Genomic DNA, 18,524 nt, shown 5'->3' with positions numbered 1-18,524 from the left:
TGTGATGATTATACCTATAACAGCATAATTATTCGTAATGGCGCTCTCTTTTGGTTTCTATTGTGCCTATATAACCGTGCCAAGTCGCATATCCTATAAGCGGCATCAGAAAAATGAAACCTACAAACCATGTAGCAAATCCAATCAATACTGCTAACATAATTATAAATGCCCATAACATCATAGGACCTTTATTGGTCCAGATAGCATTCATGTTTGTTAATAGTGCAGTAGCTAAGTCGACCTTTCGCTCCATCAGTATTGGTTGTGTAAATGCACTCACAAAAAACACTAATAATGTGAATACGGCACCGACTAATGTACCCACCGCTAAAAAAGGTAAAAGATTGATAAAATTTGCATCCATATACTGAGGATATAAGGCGTGGATCAATGAAGCTACACGAAGCCAAAAGATCATTAATATCATCAGTAAAATTCCTAAACCCCATTCATTAAGTGCATTGCGTTTTAATGTCTTCACACAGTGGCGTAAAGTTGGTTCGTGGTTTTTTTCTAGTTCCCAACTAACATCGTACATACAAGCTGCCAAAAATGGACCAATCAGCATAAAACAGACAATTGCAGGCATTATCACTAAATGCCAACCTGTTAATTGGACAAGCTCAATAATGAGCCAAGGTATAGCCGCAAATATAAGACCAAAAAAAAGTGTTAGCCCAGGTTCCCGACTCGCGTCCTTAAGCGCCAGCGCCAACCATCTAATCGGGTCATTCATCGTCAATTTTTTACAAGGAATAACCCGTGCAATGTCACTATCGGAAATCGCATTATGAGGTGTTATTTTGAAGTGGTCTGACATAGTTTTACTCCATAAAAAGTCGAAACGTTTTAATTTTTATTATTTGATAGTTGAACTTTAAGATTATTTTACTCCTAGAATAAAAAAATATACAGCGCTTAAGTCATAGAACTAGTTAACCATCGTTAATTTAGAAGGTGTGTCTATGTCTAATACGTAATGAACGTTTAAATACGATCAGTAATTAACTGGTTACCAATGAATAGTTGTCGCAAGTTGTTATGCCATCTTTTGGTTTCGTATAGAAAACAAATAATATCCATACCTTTACCTGATATACAATCTCAAGCAAGTTTGTGACGATTATTGTTGATTACATCAAATTTAGAATAACTACAAATATTAGAAATAGCTCTGTCAGCATTGAGCTTGTAACAGATTCTCTGATTGTATCAATCGAAGATTGTTGTTGTTGCAAGCTGTGTCAATATAATCAGTGCTGCTTTCTTGAAAAAACTTTTTGAGAGTACGCTTCAATTTAAACCTTTGCCTTTTAGTTCTAAAATATTACTAACGTCAATCCATATCAAAGGAGCAAATATATACCTTGCCTAATAAACACATATTACTCCATTTGAAATAAGAGGATTTCCAAAATTAAATATGACAGAGTTTGTAAATAATGCACCCATTTAACATTTTTATATAGCATAGTTAATTTAACACTTAACACCCCCACCCTTGTTGGTTTAATCTGTCCTACCATGTAGGAGGTTATTCAAAATCAATGAAAAAAATTAATAAGTCGAACAAATTAGAAAATGTCTGTTATGAGATACGTGGACCCATTTTAACCGAAGCAAAAAAAATGGAAGATGAAGGACATCGAATCCTTAAATTGAATATTGGTAACCCTGCCCCATTTGGTTTCGAAGCGCCTGACGATATTTTAAAAGATGTAATCCATAACCTGCCAAAATCACAAGGTTATTCAGACTCGAATGGTATTTATTCAGCTCGCGTTGCAGTGATGCAATATTATCAGCAAAAAAATGTCAAAAACGTCAAAGTAGAAGATGTGTTTATCGGTAACGGTGTCAGTGAGCTTATCGTTATGGCTATGCAAGGACTGGTCAATAATGATGATGAAGTATTGATACCCGCACCCGATTACCCTCTATGGACAGCTGCGGTAAGTCTCGCATCTGGTGTACCAATACATTATCGATGTGACGAAACCAATGCTTGGCAACCTGATATACAAGACATCCGTAATAAAATTACTGACAAGTCCAAAGCAATCGTATTAATTAATCCTAATAATCCCACTGGTGCAGTATATAGCCCAGAGCTATTGCAACAGATTATTGAATTGGCCCGTGAGTTTTCACTGGTCGTAATAAGCGATGAAATCTACGATAAAATTTTATATGACGATGCAAAACATCACTGTATCGCATCAATGGCGACCGATATTTTTTGTATCACGATGGGTGGTTTATCTAAAAACTATCGTATAGCGGGTTTTCGTTCAGGATGGTTAGTGGTGAGTGGTAATAAATTTATCGCCCAAAGTTACATCGAAGGGCTTAATATTCTGTCTTCGATGCGCATGTGCGCAAATGTACCGAGCCAACATGCGATACAAACGGCCTTAGGTGGATATCAAAGTATTAATGAACTCATTGGTGATGATGGTCGACTAAAAATTCAAAGAGACATGGCATTTGAAATGTTAAATGCTGTAGATGGTCTTGAATGTGTCATGCCTAAGGGCGCCATGTATTGTTTTGTTAAAGTAGACGCTGAAAAATTCAATATTACCAATGACGAACAAATGATTTTTGACCTATTACGTGCAGAAAAAATATTATTAGTACACGGCTCAGCATTTAACCTCAAAACAGGCTGCTATTTTAGACTCGTATTTCTGCCTCATATTGACGTACTAAAACCAGCACTCGAAGGTATAGCAAACTTTTTCAAAAGTTATAGGCAGGTAATTTAACTAAATGAACAAAATATCTCCTAAACAAAGTCATTTCTTCGCCCATCTATCTCGTATGAAGTTAATAAACAGATGGCCTTTGATGCGCAATATCAGGACCGAAAATGTGCAAGAGCACAGTTTACAGGTGGCTATGGTAGCCCATGCATTAGCACTGATACGCAATAAGTATTTTGATGGTGATTTAGATCCTAATCAAGTAGCAACTGTGGCCATGTTTCATGACGTATCAGAGGTGATCACCGGTGATTTACCCACGCCGGTAAAATATTCAAATCCCATCATTCGTGACGAGTATAAAAAAATTGAAAAGCTCGCAGAACAAAAACTCATTAATATGGCACCAGATGAGTTCAGAGAAGATTATGCACAGCTGATTGATCATCATCGTCACAATAAAGATATCGCTTTTATTGTCAAAGCCGCTGATGTGATCTGCGCCTATCTAAAAACCCTAGAGGAGCTTTCTGCTGGAAACAAGGAATTTGAATTAGCTAAAAAACGTTTAGACAAAATGTTGAAAGATTATCACTCAAGTGAAGTCGATTATTTTATCAAAGCATATGTGCCCAGCTTTAGCTTAAGTCTCGACGAAATTACTCAAGAGGACTATTAGTTAGACGACCAAACAATGGCTTGATTAACTCAGCAGCATCTGGTCACATAACATTAATGTAGTTCGCCTCAAATAATATGTGTGGAGCAGATGTAAGTTATGGAAATATGGACACAGCGCAGGCATGGCCAAAAACTTCAACTTCAACGTCAAGGAGATCATCGCACTCCTTATCAACGTGACAAAGCCAGGATCCTGCATTCAGCTGCTTTCAGACGATTACAAGCCAAAACCCAAGTGTTAGGTGTAGGCATGAGTGATTTTTATCGCACTCGGCTTACACATTCCTTAGAAGCATCACAAATTGGCCAAGGCATCGCTGCGCAGCTTAGAAGCAAATACGCTGATTTAACCCAACACTTAGATTTGAATGACACCTTAATTGAGGCGTTATGTTTAGCTCATGATATCGGCCATCCTCCTTATGGCCATGGCGGTGAAGTGGCGCTGCATTATATGATGCGGAATCATGGCGGTTTCGAAGGAAATGGCCAAACATTTAGAATAGTCACCAAACTTGAACCTTATACTGCCAACCACGGGATGAATCTTAGCAGGCGAACTTTATTAGGTTTAATCAAGTATCCCAACTACCTGCCTCAATTAAATCAACCACCTCAGGCGCAAGAGTCGGTATCTCATCGAGAAGTGAAAGCATCTCTTTGGCATCCACCTAAAGGTCTGTATAAATGCGATCAAGCCTCTTTTGAGTGGATACTTGAGGGATTATCTACCCATGATTCGCAACGATTTATGCAATTTAAAAGTACAGCTAAAAGCCATCACAAAACTCTATATAAATCTTTTGACTGTTCAATTATGGAGTTGGCAGATGATATTGCTTACGGCATCCATGATCTTGAAGATGCCATTGTAATGGGCATAGTCAACCGCTCACAGTTTTTTCAAGAAGTCGCAGAGCCGTTACTCAAGTTAGACATTGATTGGATGAACCAATACATAATGGCGCTCAGCGAAAAGCTGTTTAGCCAACATCACCATGAAAGGAAGGATGCCATAGGTGCCTTGGTCAATTGTTTTATTACAAATATTGAGATAAAAGAAATTGCACCGGAGTTTGAGCAAGATTTACTTAAATATAACGCTGTGTTTCCCACATCTTTCCATCAGGCTTTAAGCATATTTAAAGCTTATGTGTTTAACCGTGTTATCAGAAAACCTGAGATACAAATGATCGAATATAAAGGTCAGCAAATAGTCATGGAATTATTTCAGGCGTTTGCTTCAGATCCTCAAAGATTACTGCCTGAAAACACATGCCAACGTTGGTTAAAAGCACATGAAGCAGGGAATGGCCACAGAGTGATTGCTGATTATATCTCGGGCATGACAGATGGTTTTGCTGCCAAGTTGTACGGCACCTTGTTTCTGCCCTCCTCCGCTGCAGTTACAGAAAAGATCGGGTCGTAAATCAATACCAAAAATATTCATTTACTTGATGATAAATACATCAAGAATTTTGTGCTGAATTAATGGCCTATTAATGTAGGCCATTAGCTAAACCTAATTAATAGGTAGGGCATGCTAAATCACACACCTAAATTCATTGAGAAAAAAGAAAGTCATGTAAGTGACAAAAACGTCGACTAAAACAGCCGAAAAAGGTGAAGGTCGATGCGATAGTTAGGATCTTTAGTCTAGATGGTAAGCCCACTTACTATAGCTATTTCAAGTGTTTGTTGATGATGAAAACAAAGTATTTAAAACCACACCACTTGAGTTTCACAGCCAAAAACATACAACATCTATTGATGAGCTGACATGGCAACAAAACTCATCAGCCACAATAACTTTATAAATTTAGCTCTGAAAACTTGTTCTTATTTGCACAGTCACAGTCTTTCAAAGTTGACCAATAGTCATGGATTACTAATGACTAAGCAGAAAAACCTCATGCGTTAAACTATAACGACTTGTACGAAAATTTAAATTTACTACCGCGAATCTATCGACTTCACTGCTTCTTAGCTTGTTCTATGGTCGTGTCTTGGATAGGTTTTCAGTTTCATCACTGATTAAAAAAGCTAACCCACTTAGCTCGGCGAAATTTGTTGTGTTTAAGACAATCTACGATCCGGAATAAATGTAAGGTCAAAGTAATCGTTTTACTGGTGGGGAGGTCAATTATCCTCATGTTTAAAGTTAAAGTTAAAGTTAAAGCTAGACGAAGTCATGCGTCCTTCAGCATCGATGTCGGTAGGTTTATATGTAATCTAGAAAGATTAATAAACGAATAAAAACACATCAAGGCAAAAAAAGCTTGCATGATGATTTATACAGTACTACTGTATATATAACCACTGTATATAAGAACACTGTTGAGAAATTATTATGGCAAGTTTACATGCGTTTACAAATAACTCTATTCCACTAGCCTCTATGCAAGTGCCAGCAGATAACAGGCATAGCATCGATATAAATGTTAAGCATGCCAATAAATGGACTTTTTTAGTGGCTAATCATATTCGATTTTCTGAAAAACAAGATTATTGCATGTGTATTACTAAACCTACACAAAACCAATTATCATTGTGGCTTGAAAAAATTGTGATTGGCGGTCAGTGTTCAAACCTGTTCGTTGAACAGTTATCTTTAGATGAAATAAGCTTTAAGCGTCTAAAACAACTGTGTATTGATTTTAAGGTATCGCTAGTTAACTTGATCCCCGTCAACGACCAACAAGATAACGTAGTAAAAGGCCCTTGGTAATCGACAAAGTTTAAAAAACAGCTTTGATAAATTCTTGACTATGTTTACTTTAATCGCCTAGGCTTGCTAGGTTAATAGATTTATTTGGTTAGGTTATTTGATTTTGGCGACGATTATTAAACACTGCACTTGCGGTAACGAACTTACATATGAAGTATGTTGCAAGCCGATTATTGATGGAAAAGTAGCTGCAAAAGATGCTGAAACCTTAATGCGCTCGCGTTTTTCAGCTTATTCTTTAAAAAATTATCGGTACATCTTACAAACCTACATATTAGCCCAGCGTTCAAAACTAACAATAAGTGAACTAGCAGACAGCTCCGAGGATACTCAGTGGTTATCTTTACAAGTCATAGCCCACTATTCTCAAGTAAATATGGCTCAGGTAGAATTTAAAGCCTTCTATCAAATACATAACTCTTATTATGTAATGCATGAAATATCAGACTTTGTTTTTGAAGCGGGAAAGTGGTTATATGCTGATGGAGTTATAAAAAAAGATTCAGGTGAACTCTCCCAAGAGCGAAACAGTCAATGCTTGTGCGGCAGCGGTAAAAAGTATAAAAAATGTTGTGGGCGGTAATTAACAAAAGGCCAATTGAATCAGCATATATTTACCTATTTAAAACAAATAAACTTGCATCTTTACACTATGAAACGCTATCTCTAACTGACATATTCAGACTGAGCGTTGAATTGCAAATAAGTCATAAAAGTTATTAGTGGTTATTTTAGCCAACTCTTCCACACTTATACCTCTCAGCTCAGCAATAAACTCCCCTACTTCCCTTACAAAGCCCGGTTGATTCGGCTTACCTCTATAGGGAACAGGCGCTAACCAAGGTGAATCAGTTTCTATTAGTAATTTATCTAATGGTATTTTTTTCACCACCTGTTGTAACTCAGTGGCTGTTTTAAAGGTGACTATGCCGGATATAGAAATATACATACCTAGTTCAATTGCAGCCTGCGCCATCTCCCAAGTCTCAGTAAAACAATGAAGCACACCTCTGGTTGCTGGGTCTTTGTGCAGCTTAAGCAAATCAATCGTATCTTCTCGAGCATCCCTAGTATGGATGATCAATGGTTTGCTTAACTTGTTGGCTACCTTAATATGATCAACAAAAGAAGTGAGTTGCACTGATTTCGTTTCAGCACTATAGAAGTAATCTAAGCCAGTTTCTCCTATGGCGACTACTTCTTCATTATCAGCCATATTAAGTAGCTCATCATAACCACAAGCATCTTCTTGGTGTAGAGGGTGTACACCGCAGGAAACAGATACATCATTAAATTCTTTAACGGTATCCAACATCATAGGGAAGTCTTTAACAGACACCGAAACGCATAAAAAATGTTCGACACCACGGCTTCTTGCAAAGTTAAGGATGTCTGAAAGTTCTTCTGGGGTTTTGTCTAATTTATCTAGGTGACAATGTGAATCAACAAACACGTAATTTTTCCATCTTTTGTAGGGTTAAGTTTATGCGGCCTTGACTAATGCAAGCTTATCTAACAGCTCTGTTAACAATAATGTTTTATTCACACCAGGGTTACGCAATTGTCGAGTCACCTTAGACGCTTGTAAATTTAGCTGCCACACTGTTTCAGAAACATTCTCAGTACATTGTTGTCTTGCCCAATATTGAGTCCATTTAAGTACTTTATCTGCACTATCGTGCCAATCCATTGCTAATTGCATGGCACTGGTTTGCTTATGCAGCAAAGCATCTAAACCAGCGCTAAATATTTCATAAGTAAACTTTTGCTCTTCTTGTAGTTCTGCTAATAAAGCCAGCGGGCGTGAACTAAACAATCTGGCAAAATTGATATCAATATCAGCGTCATATTGGGTTTTTACCCAAGCTAATGTCGAATCTAAAGTGGGTAAAGGTAACGCTAATTTTTCACAGCGGCTTTTAATTGTCGGCAGCAAACGTTCTGGCTTGTTCGTTGTGAGTAACAAAAACGTATTAGCGGTAGGCTCTTCTAAGGTTTTGAGTAATGCATTCGCGCTTGATTCGGTCATAGTGTGTGCATCATAGATAATCAATACCTTTGCCCCAGACATGTGAGCAGAGCTAACTAATTTTTTAATGGCGTCGCGTATCTGATCAACACCAATTTGTTTATCCGATTCCACCACATGTAAGTCAGGATGAGTATTCGCAGCATTTAACAAGCAAGACTGGCAGTGACCGCACACCTTATGCCCTTGCCTAGCTTTACATAAAAGTAACTGAGCAAACTGCAAGGCAAAGTTTGATTTACCTAAACCAGAGGGACCTTGAATAAGCAAAGCATGATGCAACTTAACTGCCGCGATCCGTGCACTTAACTGTTTAAAAGTAACCTCTAACCAAGGAAACACTTAATTCTCCAAAAATTGTTGAATCGCTAGCTCTAAATCTGTGTGCACCGCTTGCATATCTTGCATAGTATTGATCACGATGCAATTATGATCCTGCTGTGCCAATAACAGATAACGCTCACGAGTACGCTCAAAAAAGCTCAAATCCTCTTGCTCAATACGATCTAACTCGCCACGGCCTGTGACACGTTTAAGCCCTTCTTTAGGCTCAACATCCATATACAAGGTAAAGTCAGGCCTAAAGTCTTTTAATGTAATCGCTCTTAAGCTTTCAATCATGTTCTGATCAATCTGTCGACCACCACCTTGATATGCTTGCGAAGACATATCATGTCTGTCTCCGAGTACCCAGAACCCTTTTTCTAAATTTGGCAGAATAACGTTTTGGACTAATTGCGCTCTTGCTGCATACATTAACAACAACTCAGCTTCTACTGTGACTTTTTCATCTATCCAATCGTGTTTGACTACATCTCTGATGGCTTCTGCCATAGCGGTGCCGCCAGGCTCTCTGGTATTAACTACAATGTGACCAGCAGTTTGTATAGCTTGGGTCAAAATCGCTACAGCGCTGCTTTTTCCTGCGCCTTCTAAACCTTCAATAACGATGAATTTACCTGGTGTTTGCAACTAGGACTCTCTTATTTATTTAATTGATATTGACGCACCGCAAGGTTGTGCTCTTGCAAAGTGATTGAAAATTTGTGACTGCCATCACCTTTAGATACAAAGTACAACTCATCAGTTATCAACGGGTTAAAAGCAGCATCAATGGCTAATTTACTTGGCATAGCGATAGGTGTTGGTGGTAAGCCTCTAATCATATAAGTATTATAAGGCGTAGCCGTTTTTAGATCTTTGCGTCTGATGTCGCCATCAAAACTTTCACCCATACCATAAATAACCGTCGGATCAGTTTGTAAACGCATATTCAGATTAAGTCTATTGACAAACACACCAGAAATACGAGGCCGCTCATCTGCTACGCCGGTTTCTTTTTCTATAATTGACGCCAAGGTTAAACCTTCATAGGCCGATGCATATGGCAAATCCAGCGCCCGATGTTGCCAAGCCTCATTTAAATATTTTTGCATACTCAAATGCGCACGTTTGACTAGATCAATTGCCTCGGTTTGTGCCACAAAATAATAGGTGTCAGGAAGCAGATATCCTTCAATCGATTGCTCCGGAAGTTGTGCGGTTAAAATGGCAAGCTGTTGATAAAAATCATCCGAGAATGTAATTTGTGGATGGGACTTTATAACTAATAACCATTCCCGCCAATTCAGTCCTTCAATTAAACTGATTGAAAATTGTAATTCTTTACCACTAGAGAATAGCTCTAGTAAATCTAATGCACTCATTGAAGGCAACAATTCATAGGTGCCCACTTTAATGTTGGCAAGTGCTGGTTCAAGCTTCAATCTAATTTTAAGGCCAATATTATCAGAAATAATACCCTGCTCTTTTAATCTATTCAGTAATCCTTTCGCAGATTGGCCTGATTTAACTTGATATATAGTTGCCTCATTGAGGATTAGAGGTTGATGTACTTTTTTGTCAAAATAAAAAAGGGTGGCAACAAAACCGATTCCAAATACTACTGCAAAAAACAATAGCCATTTTACAATTTTCATTAAACTTTTAGCGCCTTAAGGTTAATTGTATGCTGAATATAATGCTGCATCAGTTTTGTTTGTTCGATAACATAATGTTTGTTTTGCTGAGTGACTGGATTAAACAAACTCACTACGGGCACCAGCATCATTAGAGAGTTACAAACAAACAACTCCTGGGCGCAGAATAAGTCACTGATGTCCTGACGAACCACCTGACACGGCAAATCTTTTTCTTGCATAACTGCCAAAATCTGGTTACGCATAACCCCTTCAACCCCCGATACTGAATGGTCTGCTGTATACCAAACATTATCTTTATACCAAAATAGATTACCTGCAGATGTTTCAATTATGTTTTGTTGGGTATCACAAACAATCGCATCATCATAATCAGTTTTTGCCAGTGCATGTTTAATTAATACCTGCTCTAAACGATTTAGATGTTTGATGCCTGCCAGTAGAGGTTGGCAAGCTAACGTAATAGGGCTAATAGTGAGTTTAATACCATCGGTTTGCCAAAGAGCATAATGTGCTGGGATTGTGTGATGGGTAATGATAAAACTAGGATTTGCAGCTCCTTGAGGGCTATAACCCCTGCCACCGACACCTCGAGTAATGATCACTTTTACTACGCAGTCATCAATAGACTGCACTGAATCAACGATGCAACGTTCTATATCTGACCATTTAATAAACTCTATATATAGCGTTTTACAGGCTAATTTTAGACGACTAATATGGGCATCAAACAATTCAAGACGGCTGTTTCTAAACGCCATAGTGGTAAAGCAGCCATCACCATATTGAAAGGCTCTGTCTGCAATCTCTATCTGTTGCTGTTGCTGACCGTTAACAATCATTCATAGTCGCATCTAAATACCCTAAAATAGCTTCAATAATATTCAATAGCCAAACTCTGCCTAGAGTCTTTTAAACAGTAGTGAGCCATTAGTGCCACCAAAACCAAAAGAATTACATAACGCAAATTCCATCTTCACAGGTTTTGCAGTATGGGCAACGAAATCAAGGTCGCAGCCTTCACCAGGGTTATCTAAGTTAATAGTTGGGGGGGCAATCTGATCGCGTAGTGCCAGTATAGTAAAAATAGCTTCAACTGAGCCTGCGGCTCCAAGTAAATGTCCAATCATTGATTTGGTGGAACTTACCAAAACCTTGTTTGAATGTTGACCAAAAGCATATTTAATCGCAGCAACTTCAGCGACATCTCCTGCAGGAGTCGATGTGCCATGTGCATTAATGTAACCAATTTCACTCACATCAACCTTGGCATCGTTAATCGCATTGACCATGGCAGCCGCAGCACCTTCACCATTAGCTGGCGGCGAAGTCATATGGTAAGCATCGCCACTCATGCCAAAACCAACCAGTTCAGCATAAATTTTAGCGCCACGCTCTACAGCAGAGTCATAGTCTTCCAACATCACGACACCTGCACCCTCCCCCATAACAAAACCATCTCTGTCCTTATCCCAAGGGCGGCTAGCCGCTTCAGGGTTATCATTGCGGGTCGATAAAGCACGGGCTGCAGCAAAGCCGCCAATACCTAAACCACAGACAGTTGACTCAGCACCACCGGCAATCATCGCATCTGCGTCACCGTATGCAATGATACGAGCAGCAATACCTATATTATGGACGCCAGTGGTACATGCAGTAACAACATTAATATTTGGGCCTTTGAGACCTTCAAATATTGAAAAGAATCCTGAAATCATATTAGTGATCGTGGCAGGAACAAAAAATGGTGAAATTTTTCTTGGGCCTGATTCAAGCATCCGCCGATGGTTTTCTTCAATTAAACCCAGACCACCAATCCCAGAACCAATAGCAACACCAATTCTTGTTGCATTTTGAGTGGTGACTTTAAATCCTGAATGCTCGAGAGCTTGTTTACCGGCCGCGATCCCTAACTGGATAAACCTATCCATCTTTTTGGTTTCTTTTTTAGGAATGTACTGTTCGACATTAAAATTTTTGACTTCACCGGCAAACTGAGTGGTAAACGAGGAACAATCAAAAGAGGTGATAGGTGCAATCCCACTTTTACCCGCAAGTATGCTTTTCCAGGTGGAATCTACAGTATTGCCAACAGGAGAAAGCATGCCAAGACCGGTCACAACAACGCGACGTTTAGACACATTGGCCTCCGACTATTTATAAAAATGTGTGTGATTTAAAGAAGAAACGGCCCAGAGAGGACCGTTTTGTAAAGTATTATGCGTCTTTATTAGCGTTAACGTAGTCAATAGCAGACTGAACAGTGGTAATTTTTTCAGCTTCTTCATCAGGAATTTCAGTATCGAACTCTTCTTCAAGGGCCATTACTAATTCGACAGTGTCTAGTGAATCCGCACCTAAATCATCAACGAATGAAGCTTCTGGTTTAACTTCCTCTTCTTTAACACCAAGTTGCTCAATGACGATTTTTTTTACACGTTCTTCGATAGTACTCATAATTCTAGTTATCCTTTAAGTCGCTAGATATAATTTTGTGCGTAGTGTATTCAGCTAAGTGACCCCTTGCAAGTAGCAGGGTCAACTTTTTTTCTGGTCTAACCACTCACGGATTAGTAAATATTTATTCTTTTAATAAAGCATCAACAAAATTACACTTTATTTTATTTCATCCCATATACATGCCGCCATTGACATGTATCGTTTCTCCAGTGATATATGCAGCATCATCACTTGCTAAAAATCCCACTGTTGCCGCTATTTCTTTAGGGTCGCCCAAACGGTTTGCTGGAATATCTTTAAATATACTTTCTTTTTGGTCATCAGTTAATGATTTTGTCATATCGGTATCAATAAATCCCGGAGAAACTACATTAACGGTAATACCTCTAGATGCAACTTCACGGGCCATAGACTTACTAAAACCTATCACTCCCGCTTTGGCAGCGGCATAGTTAGCTTGACCGGCGTTGCCTGTAGAGCCAACCACTGAACCTATGTTAATGATACGTCCTTTACGTTTTTTCATCATACCGCGTAACACTGCTTTAGACATTTTAAAAATGGAGGTCAAATTGGTATCCATAATACTTTGCCATTCATCATCTTTCATACGCATCAATAAATTGTCACGGGTGATCCCAGCATTATTGACCAATATATCTACAGTGCCGTACTTTTCGGTAATGTCAGTCAGCAAAGCTTGCATTGATTCAGGTAGGGCGACATCGAGTACTTTACCTTCACCGCTTTGTTGCAGATAATCACTGATCGCTTGAGCTCCATTTTCAGAAGTTGCGGTACCTATAACCGTTGCTCCATCTGCGGCTAACCTCTCAGCTATCGCTCTGCCAATTCCTCTACTTGCACCAGTTACCAGTGCAATACTGCCATTTAAATTAGCCATACATTCTCTCAACAAAAAATATTTAAATAAGTTAAATTAATAAGTTAACGGAATCAACCGTGTTAATCGCGGTGCAACTTAGGCGTTTATCAATCCGCTTAGTTAATCCAGTTAATACCTTGCCGGGCCCCACTTCTAATAATTCTTCGACTCCAATTTCAGCCAACATGGTGATAGTTTCTGTCCATCTAACTGGACTATACAACTGCTCAACCAAAGCCTGTTTTATCGCATCAGCTTCATTTGGACAAGCCACATTAACATTATTAATAACAGGGATTTTTGGTGTATGAAACTGAATATCATTGAGTAAACTTGCCAACTGCTCAGCGGCCGGTTTCATCAATGCACAATGCGACGGCACACTAACAGCCAAGGGTAAAGCACGTTTTGCACCCTTTTCTTTACATAAATTCGCAGCTACTTGCGCCGCATATTTATTCCCGGCAATCACAATTTGCCCTGGCGAATTAAAGTTTACTGCGGCCACAACTTCATCGGTTTCTGTTTCTGCCTGTTCACAACTTGCCACAACCTTGTCGTCATCCAAACCAATAATGGCGAACATAGCTCCTGTTCCAGCAGGCACAGCTTGCTGCATAAATTGACCACGAGCTTCAACCAATTTAACAGCATCAGTAAAATCTATGACTCCAGCACACACTAAAGCGGAATACTCTCCAAGGCTATGACCAGCCAGATATAACGGTTGACTGAGTTCTTTTTCCACTAAAAGTTTATAAATTGCATAACTTGCAGCTAATAAAGCGGGTTGGGTAATATGGGTTTGATTGAGTTTTTTCTCATCATTTTGTACCACATCCCACAAATCATAACCCAAGGCCTCGCTGGCTTGAGCAAAAGTCTCCTGAATGATGGCATATTCTGAAGCTAGCTCACTTAACATACCTAAGGTTTGGGATCCTTGACCAGGAAAAACCCATGCTTGTTTACTCATAATTGATTCTCTAAAATAGTATTTTAATAACGTACTAACGCAGATGCCCAAGCAAAACCGCCACCAAAAGCCTCAAGAAGAAGATTCTGTCCGCGTTTAATTCTGCCATCTCGTATAGCGGTATCTAGGGCCGTTGGTACTGTAGCAGCAGAAGTATTACCATATTGTTCAAGGGTCATAACCACCCGCTCAAGCGGCATCTCTAATTTTTTTGCCGTCGCTTTAATAATTCGGAAATTCGCTTGGTGTGGTACTAACCAATCTAAATCTGATTTTTTCATATTGTTAGCAGCTAACGTTTGTTCCACTACCTCACTTAACTTATTGACAGCAACTTTAAAAACTTCATTGCCTTTCATGCTCCCCCAGTTTTCATAAACGGATTGCTCATTACCGTGTTGTGGGTTGCCTATGGTTAATAAATCACCGTAGGAGCCAGCAGCATGAATATGGGTTGATAAAATACCAAGCTCTTCACTTGCTTCAATAATAGTGGCGCCTGCAGCATCACCAAATAATATCACCATAGTTCGGTCTTCAGGACTAATCATTCGACTCAAACAATCAGTACCAACCACCAATATTCGCTTTGCCATGCCACTCTTTATATACTGATCAGCTACACTCAACGCATAACAATAACCGGCGCAGGCAGCTGCTACATCAAATGCAGGGATACCATCAACATCTAACGCTTTTTGAATTTCACAAGCAGTACTAGGAAGCGCGTAGCGACCACTCGTAGTGGCACATACAATCATATCTATGGATTTAGCATCAATACCTGCCGCTTCTAATGCTTTTTTACTGGCTTCAAAGCCCATAGTAGCGGCCGTTTCGTGATCGCCAATGATGCGTCTTTCTTTGATCCCGGTACGGTCGGTGATCCATTCGTCTGACGTATCAACCATCACTGACAAGTCAGCATTGGTTCTTACATCGCTCGGATAATAACTACCGGTGCCAATTATTCTGGAATTCATTTATTCGTGGCGCTCCATCAGGACGGCTTCGATTTTGCCTTTTATTTTGTCTGGAACCTGCATCTCGACTTGTTGTATTGCTTCACGGATCGCATACAAAAAAGCCTCTGATGAAGCGTTACCGTGACTCTTTACCACAATTCCGCGCAATCCTATCAGACTAGCACCATTATACTGGTCGGGTTTCATACGTAAATAAATACCACGGAACAAAGGCATCGCAATGTTTGCCACAATTTTCGACCATAAATTATGCTGTGATGCTTTTTTAAATTCTTGAATCGCAAAATTGACCAATCCTTCCCACGATTTCAACGCAATATTTCCGGCAAAACCATCGGTTACAATTACATCTGCTTTCTGAGAGAAGATATCGTTACCCTCTACATATCCAATGTAATTAATGTTTTGAGAGTCAGTTAATAATCGAGAGGTTTGTTTAACTTGGTCGTTACCTTTAATATCTTCCGAACCCACGTTCAGTAAAGCCACTCTTGGCTGCTTGATATGAGAAATTTGCTCGGCCAAAACAGAACCCATTACTGCATATTGAAATAACACCTCTGAGTCACAATTAATATTTGCACCTAAATCCAAGAAATACACTTTGCCGTTGTTAATTGTGGGAACCAATGTGATAAGTGCAGGACGGTCTATGCCTGGTAATGTTTTTAGTACGTAATAGGCCATACAGATTAAGGCACCAGTATTACCGCCACTGACACAAGCATCGGCTTCATTTTTGTCTACTAAATCTAAAACACGTCGCATCGAAGAATTCTTCTTGTACCGCAGAGCATGAGTAGGCGCATCGTCCATAGTTACGATTTGTGGGCAGTCGGATAAGGTGATACGAGCTTGAATATTGGGTAATTGTTGATTTAGCCACAGTGACATGACATTTAAAGGACCACAGAAAATAAAATGTAAATGAGGGGTTTGTTGCAGTGCTGTTAATGCAGCGGGGAAAATAATATGGGGGCCGTTATCGCCCCCCATGATATCTAACGCTATGGTTAGACGACTCAAAGTTCTATCACTTTAGATTAAAGAGATAAAACTTTTTTGCCTTTGTAGTAACCATCAGCGGTCACGTGATGACGTATATGTGTCTCACCTGACGTTGAATCTACAGACAAAGTCGCAGTACCAAGCGCGTCGTGTGAACGACGCATGCCACGTCTTGAACGAGTTTTCTTACTCTTCTGTACAGCCATTACTTTACTCCTAGTCTCGCTTAAGTTCTTTCAAAACTGCGAACGGGTTTGGACGTTCATCGACCGGTTCAATTGTTCCGAAGCTCATATTATCGCGCTTTTGTTTGCAATCCTTCTCTGCATGAAGGGCTACAATCGGCAATGATAAAATCAGTTCGTCTTCAAGAGTTTGAAATAAATTGATTTCTCCTTGGTCATTGACCTCAACCGGTTCGTAAACATCCGGTAACTCATCTTTGTCTTCTTCTTTAGCACTCTGCACGGGGCTAAAACAAAAAGACACATCCATAGGATGCTCAAAGACTTCATTACATCTCTCACAGATAAGTGATGTAGAACATGCCATATGACCTTGAAAGTAAGTAAGACCCTGCTCGTCTTTAGCAAACTTAATTTCAACATCAATTTCTTTGGCAATATCAGCAACTGCCCCAAGCAGTCTAGGCATTTCAGACGACAAAACAACCCCCCGATAATCGGAACGTATAGTGGCGTTTTTTACTGGGTCTACCAGCTTGGGAAGTTTCACTCTCTGCATAGCGCGCGCATATTATAGAAACAACTCAACTTAGTCAAAGAAAATCATAGTTAATGACACTAGGCACAGCATTTTATATGCTTTGCCTATTATATTTAGAAACAGTACACATTACTTATGAAAATCATTCTTGCTTCGAGTTCCACATACCGCCAATCCATTTTACAGAAATTGCATATTCCATTCTCTTTTACTGCACCCGATATTGATGAATCACCAGTAGCCGGTGAATCAATTTCAGCACAGGTAGCACGTCTTGCAAAAAATAAAGCGCTAGTCATAGCCACAGAAATAACGAATCTGGATAGTTATGTCATTGGCTCAGACCAATTGGCCAGTTTTAACGGTGAGGTGTTAGGTAAACCAGGAGATTTTATTACCGCTAGACAACAGCTGCTGATGTTCAGTGGCCAAACGGTCAAGTTTTACACTGGCTTGTGCTTAGTCCATTCAGCTACAAAACAACTAGCACCGCAAATACAACAAACAGTGGAGACGTTTGATGTGAAATTTAGAATCTTAACTGAGAAACAAATTTCAACATACTTACGGATTGAGCAGCCATACGATTGCGCAGGCAGTTTCAAATGTGAAGGTTTGGGTATTGCTTTGTTTGAATCTCTCGATGGCAGAGACCCCAATACATTAATTGGTTTACCTTTGATTGCATTAATAGATTTATTCAGAAATATGTCTGTGGACTTATTTGATTATATGCAGCCAAACAATAACTTAAACATGTAGCAATAATTCATCCAAAGCATCAATCACAGCTAAAGGCTGATGTTTTTTTAAAGCATCAGCATTGTGTACGCCAAAACTGACACCTATGCGGTCCATATTTATTGCTTCAGCCATTGCCATATCATAAGCAGTATCGCCAACCATAAGCACTTGAGCTGCTGACAAATTTAATTCAGCCAATATTTTCTGCAACATATCAGGTGAGGGTTTGCTTTGAGCATCATCTGCAGTTTTGGAAACACTAAAAAAGTGTTGCGTATTAGAATGCTGTAAATTGTGGTCTAAGCCTCTCCGAGCTTTTCCAGTAGCTATAGCTAATATAACCTTGTTGTTTCAGCTTTTCCAACAATTCTATGGCACCGCTGAAAAGTGGACTGCTTATTTGTGTATGGTCTCTAAAATGTGCTTTATAAGTGTTAAAAAGATCCATTGCGGCTTTTTCATCATCGATATTAAACAATTTTTGTAACGCTGGTAACAGACTAATCCCAATCACATCTTTTGCTTGGTCATAATTGGGAATAGGCAAACCCATGTGTTTGGCACTGGATTGGATAGTTTCAACAATCTTACCGATGGAGTCCATCAGTGTACC

Annotated in this window: 20 protein-coding genes and 1 pseudogene; 6 read left to right on the top strand and 15 right to left on the bottom strand. The window is 39.3% G+C overall.

Annotated elements, in window-relative coordinates:
* Window positions 1-28 precede the first annotated feature (28 nt).
* Window positions 29-823 carry a DUF2189 domain-containing protein gene (locus tag C427_RS11650; RefSeq protein WP_007635505.1) on the bottom strand — a complete coding sequence of 265 codons (795 nt, stop codon included), beginning with the start codon at window positions 821-823 and terminating at the stop codon, window positions 29-31.
* Between the two features lie 727 nt (window positions 824-1,550).
* Between C427_RS11650 and C427_RS11645 the strand changes: the two genes are divergently transcribed.
* The 5 genes from C427_RS11645 to C427_RS11625 all read left to right on the top strand — a co-directional run bounded on the left by C427_RS11645 (window position 1,551) and on the right by C427_RS11625 (window position 6,700).
* Entirely contained in the window at window positions 1,551-2,771 is a 1,221-nt protein-coding gene (locus C427_RS11645) for a pyridoxal phosphate-dependent aminotransferase (protein ID WP_007635504.1), read from the top strand.
* Window positions 2,772-2,775: 4 nt separating this feature from the next.
* Window positions 2,776-3,387: a 5'-deoxynucleotidase gene (yfbR, locus tag C427_RS11640; protein ID WP_081588965.1), complete on the top strand. Its 612-nt coding sequence runs from the start codon at window positions 2,776-2,778 to the stop codon at window positions 3,385-3,387.
* Between the two features lie 99 nt (window positions 3,388-3,486).
* Window positions 3,487-4,818, top strand: coding sequence for an anti-phage deoxyguanosine triphosphatase (locus tag C427_RS11635; protein ID WP_007635501.1), 1,332 nt, complete (start codon window positions 3,487-3,489; stop codon window positions 4,816-4,818).
* 921 nt (window positions 4,819-5,739) lie between these two features.
* Window positions 5,740-6,117 carry a hypothetical protein gene (locus C427_RS11630; RefSeq protein WP_007635499.1) on the top strand — a complete coding sequence of 126 codons (378 nt, stop codon included), beginning with the start codon at window positions 5,740-5,742 and terminating at the stop codon, window positions 6,115-6,117.
* 103 nt (window positions 6,118-6,220) lie between these two features.
* Window positions 6,221-6,700, top strand: coding sequence for a YchJ family protein (locus C427_RS11625; protein ID WP_007635498.1), 480 nt, complete (start codon window positions 6,221-6,223; stop codon window positions 6,698-6,700).
* Between the two features lie 96 nt (window positions 6,701-6,796).
* On the opposite strand, the gene C427_RS11620 is transcribed toward C427_RS11625, so the two are convergent.
* The 13 genes from C427_RS11620 to yceD form a co-directional block, all read right to left on the bottom strand.
* Window positions 6,797-7,570 (bottom strand): TatD family hydrolase, encoded by a 774-nt coding sequence (locus tag C427_RS11620; RefSeq protein ID WP_007635497.1) that lies wholly within the window; start codon window positions 7,568-7,570, stop codon window positions 6,797-6,799.
* A 30-nt stretch (window positions 7,571-7,600) separates the two neighbouring features.
* Window positions 7,601-8,488: a DNA polymerase III subunit delta' gene (gene holB / locus C427_RS11615; RefSeq protein WP_007635496.1), complete on the bottom strand. Its 888-nt coding sequence runs from the start codon at window positions 8,486-8,488 to the stop codon at window positions 7,601-7,603.
* Window positions 8,489-9,118, bottom strand: coding sequence for a dTMP kinase (gene tmk / locus C427_RS11610; RefSeq protein ID WP_007635495.1), 630 nt, complete (start codon window positions 9,116-9,118; stop codon window positions 8,489-8,491). It abuts the gene before it with no gap.
* An 11-nt stretch (window positions 9,119-9,129) separates the two neighbouring features.
* The gene (mltG, locus tag C427_RS11605) at window positions 9,130-10,125 is read right to left on the bottom strand and encodes an endolytic transglycosylase MltG (RefSeq protein ID WP_007635492.1); all 996 of its coding nucleotides are present in this window, start codon (window positions 10,123-10,125) and stop codon (window positions 9,130-9,132) included.
* A complete protein-coding gene (gene pabC, locus C427_RS11600) occupies window positions 10,125-10,967 on the bottom strand; it encodes an aminodeoxychorismate lyase (protein WP_007635490.1) in 843 nt (280 codons plus the stop codon). The genes mltG and pabC overlap by 1 nt, the downstream gene beginning before the upstream one ends.
* A 60-nt stretch (window positions 10,968-11,027) precedes the next feature.
* Entirely contained in the window at window positions 11,028-12,266 is a 1,239-nt protein-coding gene (gene fabF / locus C427_RS11595; protein ID WP_007635488.1) for a beta-ketoacyl-ACP synthase II, read from the bottom strand.
* Between the two features lie 76 nt (window positions 12,267-12,342).
* A complete protein-coding gene (acpP, locus tag C427_RS11590; protein WP_007620501.1) occupies window positions 12,343-12,582 on the bottom strand; it encodes an acyl carrier protein in 240 nt (79 codons plus the stop codon).
* Window positions 12,583-12,751: 169 nt separating this feature from the next.
* Window positions 12,752-13,489, bottom strand: a complete 738-nt coding sequence (gene fabG, locus C427_RS11585; RefSeq protein ID WP_007635486.1) for a 3-oxoacyl-ACP reductase FabG — start codon at window positions 13,487-13,489, stop codon at window positions 12,752-12,754.
* A gap of 31 nt (window positions 13,490-13,520) precedes the next feature.
* The gene (gene fabD / locus C427_RS11580; protein ID WP_007635484.1) at window positions 13,521-14,447 is read right to left on the bottom strand and encodes an ACP S-malonyltransferase; all 927 of its coding nucleotides are present in this window, start codon (window positions 14,445-14,447) and stop codon (window positions 13,521-13,523) included.
* A gap of 23 nt (window positions 14,448-14,470) precedes the next feature.
* Window positions 14,471-15,430, bottom strand: coding sequence for a beta-ketoacyl-ACP synthase III (locus tag C427_RS11575; protein ID WP_007635483.1), 960 nt, complete (start codon window positions 15,428-15,430; stop codon window positions 14,471-14,473).
* Window positions 15,431-16,459 carry a phosphate acyltransferase PlsX gene (gene plsX / locus C427_RS11570; protein ID WP_007635481.1) on the bottom strand — a complete coding sequence of 343 codons (1,029 nt, stop codon included), beginning with the start codon at window positions 16,457-16,459 and terminating at the stop codon, window positions 15,431-15,433.
* Window positions 16,460-16,476: 17 nt separating this feature from the next.
* Window positions 16,477-16,647 (bottom strand): 50S ribosomal protein L32, encoded by a 171-nt coding sequence (rpmF, locus tag C427_RS11565; protein WP_007635479.1) that lies wholly within the window; start codon window positions 16,645-16,647, stop codon window positions 16,477-16,479.
* Between the two features lie 10 nt (window positions 16,648-16,657).
* Window positions 16,658-17,185 carry a 23S rRNA accumulation protein YceD gene (gene yceD / locus C427_RS11560; RefSeq protein WP_007635477.1) on the bottom strand — a complete coding sequence of 176 codons (528 nt, stop codon included), beginning with the start codon at window positions 17,183-17,185 and terminating at the stop codon, window positions 16,658-16,660.
* A 117-nt stretch (window positions 17,186-17,302) separates the two neighbouring features.
* On the opposite strand from yceD, the gene C427_RS11555 reads away from it, so the two are divergent.
* Window positions 17,303-17,929 (top strand): Maf family protein, encoded by a 627-nt coding sequence (locus C427_RS11555; protein ID WP_007635475.1) that lies wholly within the window; start codon window positions 17,303-17,305, stop codon window positions 17,927-17,929.
* Here the strand turns inward: C427_RS11555 and C427_RS25920 are convergent.
* Window positions 17,918-18,515, bottom strand: a pseudogene (locus C427_RS25920) (HAD family hydrolase). The gene C427_RS11555 and the pseudogene C427_RS25920 overlap by 12 nt on opposite strands.
* Window positions 18,516-18,524: the final 9 nt, after the last annotated feature.

It is taken from the genome of Paraglaciecola psychrophila 170, assembly GCF_000347635.1.
In the GTDB taxonomy this organism is placed as follows: Bacteria; Pseudomonadota; Gammaproteobacteria; order Enterobacterales; family Alteromonadaceae; genus Paraglaciecola; species Paraglaciecola psychrophila.
Note: the sequence above shows the minus strand (reverse complement) of the source record. Positions and strands in the feature narration are given on the sequence as shown.